The sequence below is a fragment of the Kitasatospora sp. NPDC056327 genome (genome assembly GCF_042261735.1).
Lineage (GTDB): Bacteria > Actinomycetota > Actinomycetes > Streptomycetales > Streptomycetaceae > Kitasatospora.
In genome coordinates this window covers 1-7,867 of record NZ_JBHJRC010000358.1, presented here as the reverse complement: position 1 = coordinate 7,867, position 7,867 = coordinate 1, and the positions used below count along the sequence as shown (strand labels likewise).

The following is a 7,867-nucleotide window of genomic DNA, read 5'->3' as shown; positions in this document are numbered from 1 at the left end:
CCCCCGGGCCGACGGATCCGCCGGCCCGGGGGCCCCGGCGGAGAACCCGCCGTCCGGCCGGCAGCACCACCGGCGGGCCCGTCCCGCCCCGACGAAACCTGGCAGTCATGACCACCCGAGCCCCCACCGCTTCCGCCGCCGTCCCCGTGGTCGGCGCCCACTACCGGCACCGCCGCGACACCGCCCGCCGGCTCACCCCGGCGCCGGCTCCCCGGACCAGCACCGTGCCGGGCTGCCCCGTTCCCGGCCCCGCCGGGCCGGCCGCCGACCCGGGCAGCCGGTCCGGGGGTGCGTCGTGAAGCCCGTGCAGCGCTACGCCGTCGCCCTGCCCGGCGCTCCCGGTGGCCACGCCCGGGTGCGGACGGTGATCGTGCACCGCACCGACCGCATCGGCCCGGCGAGCGAACCCGTCTTCGAGGACGCCACCGGCCGCTTCCGCTTCGAGGTCGGCGGCGGGGTCGCCCACGTCCTCGAACTCCCGCAGGAGTACGGCACGGTGCATCCGTGCCTGGAGGCCGTCCCGATGCCCTGACGGGGCCGCCGGCCCGGCGGCCACGCCCGAGGCGTGGGCGGAACTCCGCCGGGTAGGCGCGCGGCAGTACCGGAGCGTCCGAAGGAGGAGCCATGCCCGCCGGTTCGAGCAAGAAGCGGGAACGACAGTACGAGCACATCAAGGACAGCGCCCTGGAGCGAGGGGAGTCCCGCAAGCGCGCCGAGGAGATCGCCGCCCGCACCGTGAACAAGGAACGGGCCCGGCACGGCGAGTCGCGGACGGCGAGCCGCAGCTCCACCCACGACACCCCGTCCTCCCGGCGCGGCGGGCGGCGCTCGCACTCCGGCTCCCAGGGACCCACCTACGACCAGCTGTACAACGAGGCCAGGCAGCGCAACATCCACGGCCGCTCGACGATGAACAAGAAGCAGCTCGCCGACGCCCTCGGCCGCTGACCGGCCGTACGGAGCACCCGGGACGGTGCGGCCCGGAAAGGGGCCCGTCGTGCTCCCCGCCGCCGCCCTGCGGCCCGGAGCCGAGGGCCACCCGCCGCCGGCCGCCACCGCGTCAGCGCCCGTCCCGGCACCGCGGACCGGAGGTGTGCCGCACCGGAAGGAACCGACGCCATGACCCTGCGCCATCCCGCACGCAAGCACGAGGACGGGCGGCGCGGCCGCTTCGAGCAGTTCGCGGAACTCGCCTCGAACTTCACCAGCTCACCGGCGTTCGCCGCGTTCTGCGTCGTCCTGGTCGCCCTGTTCGTGGCCGTGCACGCGGCCGGACTCGCCACCGAATGGCAGATCCTCGCCGGCGACGTCATGACGGCCGTGACCCTGCTGCTGCTGGCGATGCTGAAGAACGCCGAACGGCGCGCCGAGCACGCCGTCCAGCACAAGCTCGACGCGATCGCCCGCGCCCTGCTCGAACAGCAGGAGGGCGAGCCGGGGCAGGCCCACGAGGACCTCCGGGAGGCCGTCGGGATCGAGGAACGCCTGTAGCGCCGCCCGAGGCGTGCGAGGCGGATCTCCGCCGGTACAGCCGTTTCGCGGACGCCAACGGGGTCAGACGCCAGGGGACGCCAGAAGCGACACACCCCACGAGGAGTGACGATGAAGGCCCTGACCTGGCACGACAGACGCGACGTACGCGTGGAGACCGTTCCCGATCCGGTGGTCCGGGACCCGGACGACGTGGTCGTCAGGGTCACCAGCAGCGGACTCTGCGGATCCGACCTCCACCTCTACGAGGTGCTCGGCCCCTTCCTCGACCCGGGGGACATCCTCGGACACGAACCCATGGGCATCGTGGAGGACACCGGGCCCGGCGTGACCGCCGTGCGCACCGGCGACCGCGTGGTGATCCCGTTCAACGTCTCCTGCGGCACCTGCCACACCTGCGGCCGGGGCCTGCACTCGCAGTGCGAGACCACCCAGGTGCGGGAGTACGGCAGCGGGGCGGCCCTGTTCGGCTACACCAAGCTCTACGGCCAGGTCCCGGGCGGCCAGGCCGAGCTGCTGCGCGTCCCCTTCGGCAACAACCTGCCGATCAAGGTGCCGCACGGCCCGGAGGACGACCGCTACGTGTTTCTCTCCGACGTCCTGCCCACCGCCTGGCAGGCCGTCGAGTACGCCGCCGTGCCCGAGGGCGGCAGCCTCGTCGTCCTCGGGCTGGGACCGATCGGCGACATGAGCTGCCGGATCGCCCTGCACCGCGGCGCCGGACGGGTCATCGGCGTCGACCTCGTGCCCGAACGCCTCGAACGCGCCGCCGGCCGCGGCGTGCACGTCCTGGACCTCGGCGAGCACGGCAAGGACCTCCCCGACGTGATCAGGGACCTCACCGGGGGGCGCGGCCCGGACGCGGTCGTCGACGCGGTCGGCATGGAGGCCCACGGCTCGCCGGCGGCCGGCCTCGCCGCCAGGGCGACCGGACTGCTGCCCAGCGCCCTCGCGGCCCGGCTGATGGAGCACGTCGGCGTCGACCGCCTCCACGCCCTGCACCTCGCCATCGACATCGTGCGGCGCGGCGGCACCATCTCGCTCTCGGGCGTCTACGGCGGGCAGACCGACCCGCTGCCCCTGCTCACCATGTTCGACAAGCAGATCCAGCTGCGGATGGGCCAGGCCAACGTCCACCGCTGGGCCGGCGAGATCCTCCCGCTGCTCACCGACGACGACCCGCTGGGCGTCGACACCTTCGCCACCCACCACGTCCCGCTCACCGAGGCCCCGGCCGCGTACGAGATGTTCCAGAAGAAGCAGGACGGTGCCGTGAAGGTCCTCTTCAAGCCCTGAGACCCGAGCCCCGGAGACCACCATGACCGCAGCACGACACCGCTTCGCCGGCCGCACCGCCCTGGTCACCGGCTCCTCCCGCGGGCTCGGCCTGCTCGTCGCGCGGGAACTGGCCCGCCACGGTGCCCGGGTGATGCTCTGCGCCCGCGACGCGACCGCCCTCCGGCGTGCCGAGCACCGGCTGCGGGCCGAGGGGGCCGACGTGGCGTCACTCGCCCGCGACATCACCGACCCCGACGCACCGGCCGGGCTGCTCGACGCGGTCCACGACCGGTTCGGCCCGCTCGACCTCCTCGTCAACAACGCCGGGATCATCCAGGTCGGCCCGCTGGAGGCCCTCCGGGAGGAGGACTTCCGCCGGGCCATGGAGACCATGTACTTCGCGCCGCTGCGCCTCACGCTCGCCGCGCTCCCCGACCTGCGGGCCGGCGGCGAGGGCACGGTGGTGACGGTCTCCTCGGTCGGCGGCCGGATCCCCGCCCCGCACCTGCTGCCCTACGTGGCCGCCAAGTTCGCCGCCGCCGGCTTCTCCCAGGGGCTGCGCGCGGAACTCGCGGGCGCGGGCGTCTCCGTCACCACCGTCCTGCCGGGCCTGATGCGCACCGGATCGCACACCGCGGCCCGCTTCCACGGCCGCCCCGGCGCCGAGTACGGGTGGTTCGCCGCCGCGGCCTCGGCGCCGCTGCTCTCGATGGACGCCGAACGGGCCGCCCGCGCGATCGTCCGGGCCGCCGAACGGCGCCGCCCCGAGCTGGTCCTCACCCCCGCCGCCAAGATCGGCGTCCGGGCCCAGGGACTGGCACCCGCCACGACCGCCCGCCTGCTCGCCCTCGCCGCCCGCGCGCTTCCCGCCGCCGGCGCGGCGCCGCGCCACGGCGTCCGGGGCGCCGACGCGGCCCGCCGGTCGCCCCTGCCGTCCTGGGTCACCGCCCTCGGTGACCGGGCCGGCCACCGGTTCGCGCAGCCCCCGCCGGGCGGCGCCCACTGACCCGCCGGACGGCCCGCGCACCCGCCCACCGGCGGCCGTCCCCCCCGCACACGCCCCGGGAGCAGCTGATGACCACGACCGCCCTCGTCCCGATCCGCACCGCCCGCAGGCGGCGCTACCTGCTCTGCCCGCCGGTCCACTTCGCCGTGGAGTACAGCATCAACCCGTGGATGGACCCCGCCCGTCCGGTGGACGCCGCCGCGGCCCTGCGGCAGTGGGAGAGCCTGTACCGGGCGCTGCGCGACCTCGGCCACCGGGTGGAGACCATCGCCCCGCGCCCCCGGCTGCCCGACATGGTGTTCACCGCGAACGGCGCCGCCGTGGTGGACGGACGCGTCCTGGTGGCCCGGTTCCGCCACCCCGAACGGGCCCCGGAGTCACTGGCCCACCGGGCCTGGTTCCGCACCGCCGGATACCGGCCCGCCGTCGCCGCGCGGCCCAGCGAGGGACAGGGCGACTTCCTGCCCGTCGGCGACCGGATCCTCGCCGGCGCCGGGCCGCGGACCAGCCCGGCCGCCCACCGCGAGGCGCAGCGGGTGCTCGGCAGACCGGTGGTCGGCCTGCGGCTGACCGACCCCCGTTACTACCACCTGGACACCGCCCTCGCCGTCCTGAGCGAGGACCAGATCATGTACTACCCCGGGGCCTTCAGCCGGGAGAGCAACCGCACCCTGCGCGCCCTCTACCCCCGCGCGATCCTCGCCACCGCGCAGGACGCGGCCGCACTGGGCCTCAACGCCGTCAGCGACGGCCGCCACGTGCTCCTGCCCGAAGCCGCCCACGGTCTGGCGGCCCGTCTGCACGCGGACGGCTTCCGTCCCGTACCGCTGCGCCTGACGGAGCTCCTGAAGGCCGGCGGCGGCCCGAAGTGCTGCACGCTGGAGCTCCACCCGGCCCCGCAGGGAGGGCGACCGTGACCCCGCCGACCGGTACCGCCGCCGGCACCTTCGTGCGCACGGCACCGCCGCTGCCGCGCCCGCGCGGCCCGGTCGGGGCGGCGCTGTTCGCCGCCCTCGCGGCCCCGGCCGGACCGTCCGTGGAGGTCCTCCGCCCGCCGCTCGGCGACCCCTGGGGCGAGGACCTGCAGCTGGCCCTCTACGCCTGCTACGAACTGCACTACCAGGGCTTCGCCGGCGTCGACCCCGACTGGGAGTGGCACCCCTCGCTGCTCGCCCTGCGCGCCGGGCTCGAACACGCCTTCCTCGCCGCGGTGCGGCGCGAGGCCGGCGCTCCGCCGCCGCTGAAGCGGGCCCTGTCCGGCCTGCTGGCCGACGACTCCGGCGGCACCGGACCCTCGCACCACCTCCTCGACCACGGTGAGCGCTGGCAGGCCCGCGAGTACCTGGTGCACCGCTCCCTCTACCACCTGAAGGAGGCCGACCCGCAGATGTGGGTGGTGCCGCGGCTGCCCCACCCCGCCAAGGGGGCCCTGGTCACGGTGCAGTACGACGAGTACGGCGGCGGGCACCCCGAGCGCGCCCACGCGGTCCTGTTCGGCGAAATGATGGCCGACCTCGGCCTCGACCCGCGCTACGGCCACTACCTCGAAGCCGTCCCGGCGCCCGCCCTGGCCGTCGTCAACCTGATGTCCCTCTTCGGCCTGCACCGCTCGCTGCGCGGAGCCCTCGTCGGCCAGTTCGCGACCGTGGAGATCACCTCTCCGCCAGGCGCCGCCCGGCTCGCGCAGGCACTGGAACGCCTCGGCGCCACGCCGGCGGGCACCCTCTTCTACCGCGAGCACGTCCTCGCCGACGCCGTCCACGAACAGCTCGTACGCCGCGAGGTCATCACCCCCCTCGTCGAGGACGAGCCGGAACTGGCCCCCGACATCGCCTTCGGCATCACCGCCACCGGCGTCGTGGAGGACCGGCTGGGCGAGCACCTGCTGAGCTCCTGGCGGGCGGGGCGCAGTTCGCTGCTCACCGCGCTGGACGACGGACCCGCGACCCGGCGGAATGACGGATGAACCGGAACAATCCGGGCACACGCCACGACATGCTCCTACTGAGACCCCCCGGTGTGTACCCCGCCCAGGGCGACACCGACCTGCTCATCGAGGCGCTGCGCCGCGAGCGCCCCGCCCCCGGCGCCCGGCTGCTGGACCTGGGCACCGGCAGTGGCGCCGTCGCCCTGGCGGCCGCCGGCCTCGGCACCCGGGTGACCGCCGTCGACCTCTCCCGGCTCGCGCTGGCCACCGCCTGGGTGAACGCCCGCGCCCACCGCCTGCCCCTGCGGCTGCGGCGCGGCGACCTGACCGCCCCGGTGGCCGGCTCGCGGTTCGAGTTCGTCGTCTCCAACCCGCCCTACGTGCCCGCCGCACGCACCGGCGCACCCCGGCACGGGATCGCCCGCGCCTGGGACGCGGGCCCCGACGGGCGGCTGCTGCTGGACCGGGTCTGCCGCCAGGCCCCGCACCTGCTCGCCCCGGGCGGCGTCCTGCTGATCGTCCAGTCCTGCCTGGCCGACCCGGCCGCCACCACGGCCGCGCTCCGCCGGGCCGGCCTGCGGACCGGCACGGTCGCCGTCCGCACGCAGCCGTTCGGGCCCGTCCTCACCCGGCGGGCGGCCTGGCTCGAACAGCGCGGGCTGATCGAGCCAGGCGAACGCGAGGAGACCCTGGTGGTGGTGCGCGGTGCCCGCCCGCGATGACCGGCCCGTGCCCCGCCTGCGGCTGACCGGCAGCGGCCCCGTCCTGGTGGAGGGCCCGGTGGAGATCGTCCTCCCCGACGGCCGCAGCCTCCGCTGCGAGCGCCCGGTCGTCGCCCTGTGCACCTGCCGCCGCAGCCGGCACTACCCGTTCTGCGACACCAGCCACCGCCGCCCCGCCCCCTGACCGGAGGCCCCACCGCTCCGCGCCGTGTGAAACCGGTTGCGGACGGGCAGCCGCAGCACCGGGGGCCGCCCGCGTCGGCCCCCGGCACCGGTGGCCGTACCACCCCCGCGGCCGCCGCGACTCCCGGAACACCTGGAGGGCGTGATGACCCCGCACCGGCCGGCCCGACCGCTGGACGTCTACCTCAACGACCACCTGACCGGCGCGTTCGGCGGCGCCGCGCTCGCGCGCCGGATGGCCGGCGCTCACAACGGCGCGCACGACGACACCCACGACGGCGGTCACCGGGCCGCCGGCCTGCGCCGCCTCGCCGCGGACATCGAACAGGACCGCGACGACCTGGTCCGCATCATGCGGCGCCTGGACGTACCCGTGCACCGCTACCGCACCTGGCTCGGCCTGGCCGGTGAGCGGATCGGCCGCCTCAAGCCGAACGGCACCCTGCTGCGCCGGTCCCCGCTCAGCGACCTGGTCGAGCTCGAAGCGATGCGGGCCGGTGTCACGGGCAAGCGTGCGCTGTGGGACGCCCTGCTCGCCGTCGCGGACGACGACCCGCGCCTGGACAAGGACCACCTCGACCGCCTGGCCGGCCGCGCCCGGGCGCAGGCCCGCACGCTCGACGCCTGGCACGGCGCCGTCAGCGCCGGCGTCCTCGGCCGCCCGGCCCCGGCGGGGAGCGGAGGGCGGCCCGGGAGCGGGCGGACCGCCCGGTGAGGCGGTCGGCTCCGTCCGCCGGGCCGGGAGGACGGCCGCTGTCACATCTTCTGCCGAAATCCACCGGTGTGGGAGGAATGCTCCGGCCCGATCGGGGCAGTCGACAGCCGAGATCGTGAAGGCGACCTTCGAACGAGGAGGCTTTGATGACCAGCGGACTTTGGGACTACAGCCACACCGAGGGCTACACCCCGGGCACGGACCTGACGGGCTACCGCGTCGAGGCCGCGGACGGCCAGATCGGGAAGATCGACCGGCACACCCAGGACGTCGACTCCGCGCACATCGTGGTCGACACCGGACCGTGGATCTTCGGCCGGGAGGTCCTGCTCCCCGCCGGAACGATCCGGCGGGTGGACGTCGAAGAGAAGACGGTGTGGGTGAACCGGACGAAGGACGAGATCAAGAACTCGCCTGAGTACGACAAGGACCGGCACACCGCCGATCCGGACTACCACCGCACGATCGGCAGCTACTACGGCGGCATCGTCTGACCTGCCGCCCCGCCGAAGCGCCTGTGGGCCCCGACCGACCGGTCGGGGCCC

12 protein-coding genes are annotated in these 7,867 nt (G+C 75.6%); all 12 read left to right on the top strand.

Annotation, left to right across the window (positions count from 1 at the left end; genetic code table 11):
• Window positions 1-107 precede the first annotated feature (107 nt).
• The 12 genes from ACFCX4_RS32570 to ACFCX4_RS32515 all read left to right on the top strand — a co-directional run bounded on the left by ACFCX4_RS32570 (window position 108) and on the right by ACFCX4_RS32515 (window position 7,816).
• Window positions 108-299: a hypothetical protein gene (locus ACFCX4_RS32570; protein WP_376150431.1), complete on the top strand. Its 192-nt coding sequence runs from the start codon at window positions 108-110 to the stop codon at window positions 297-299.
• Window positions 296-532 (top strand): DUF6296 family protein, encoded by a 237-nt coding sequence (locus tag ACFCX4_RS32565; protein ID WP_376150429.1) that lies wholly within the window; start codon window positions 296-298, stop codon window positions 530-532. The genes ACFCX4_RS32570 and ACFCX4_RS32565 overlap by 4 nt, the downstream gene beginning before the upstream one ends.
• Window positions 533-624: 92 nt before the next feature.
• Complete coding sequence (locus tag ACFCX4_RS32560; protein ID WP_376150427.1) at window positions 625-948, top strand: plasmid stabilization protein; 324 nt, start codon at window positions 625-627, stop codon at window positions 946-948.
• A 171-nt stretch (window positions 949-1,119) separates the two neighbouring features.
• Window positions 1,120-1,491 (top strand): low affinity iron permease family protein, encoded by a 372-nt coding sequence (locus tag ACFCX4_RS32555; protein WP_376150425.1) that lies wholly within the window; start codon window positions 1,120-1,122, stop codon window positions 1,489-1,491.
• 111 nt (window positions 1,492-1,602) lie between these two features.
• Window positions 1,603-2,787, top strand: coding sequence for an alcohol dehydrogenase catalytic domain-containing protein (locus tag ACFCX4_RS32550; protein WP_376150423.1), 1,185 nt, complete (start codon window positions 1,603-1,605; stop codon window positions 2,785-2,787).
• Between the two features lie 22 nt (window positions 2,788-2,809).
• Window positions 2,810-3,775 carry an SDR family NAD(P)-dependent oxidoreductase gene (locus tag ACFCX4_RS32545; RefSeq protein WP_376150421.1) on the top strand — a complete coding sequence of 322 codons (966 nt, stop codon included), beginning with the start codon at window positions 2,810-2,812 and terminating at the stop codon, window positions 3,773-3,775.
• A 68-nt stretch (window positions 3,776-3,843) separates the two neighbouring features.
• The gene (gene ddaH / locus ACFCX4_RS32540) at window positions 3,844-4,692 is read left to right on the top strand and encodes a dimethylargininase (RefSeq protein WP_376150419.1); all 849 of its coding nucleotides are present in this window, start codon (window positions 3,844-3,846) and stop codon (window positions 4,690-4,692) included.
• Entirely contained in the window at window positions 4,689-5,741 is a 1,053-nt protein-coding gene (locus ACFCX4_RS32535) for an iron-containing redox enzyme family protein (RefSeq protein ID WP_376150417.1), read from the top strand. The genes ddaH and ACFCX4_RS32535 overlap by 4 nt, the downstream gene beginning before the upstream one ends.
• Before the next feature lie 29 nt (window positions 5,742-5,770).
• The gene (locus ACFCX4_RS32530) at window positions 5,771-6,424 is read left to right on the top strand and encodes a HemK2/MTQ2 family protein methyltransferase (protein WP_376150415.1); all 654 of its coding nucleotides are present in this window, start codon (window positions 5,771-5,773) and stop codon (window positions 6,422-6,424) included.
• 7 nt (window positions 6,425-6,431) lie between these two features.
• Window positions 6,432-6,608: a CDGSH iron-sulfur domain-containing protein gene (locus ACFCX4_RS32525; protein WP_376150413.1), complete on the top strand. Its 177-nt coding sequence runs from the start codon at window positions 6,432-6,434 to the stop codon at window positions 6,606-6,608.
• 144 nt (window positions 6,609-6,752) lie between these two features.
• A complete protein-coding gene (locus ACFCX4_RS32520) occupies window positions 6,753-7,322 on the top strand; it encodes a hypothetical protein (protein WP_376150411.1) in 570 nt (189 codons plus the stop codon).
• A gap of 146 nt (window positions 7,323-7,468) precedes the next feature.
• The gene (locus ACFCX4_RS32515; RefSeq protein ID WP_376150409.1) at window positions 7,469-7,816 is read left to right on the top strand and encodes a PRC-barrel domain-containing protein; all 348 of its coding nucleotides are present in this window, start codon (window positions 7,469-7,471) and stop codon (window positions 7,814-7,816) included.
• Window positions 7,817-7,867 lie beyond the last annotated feature (51 nt).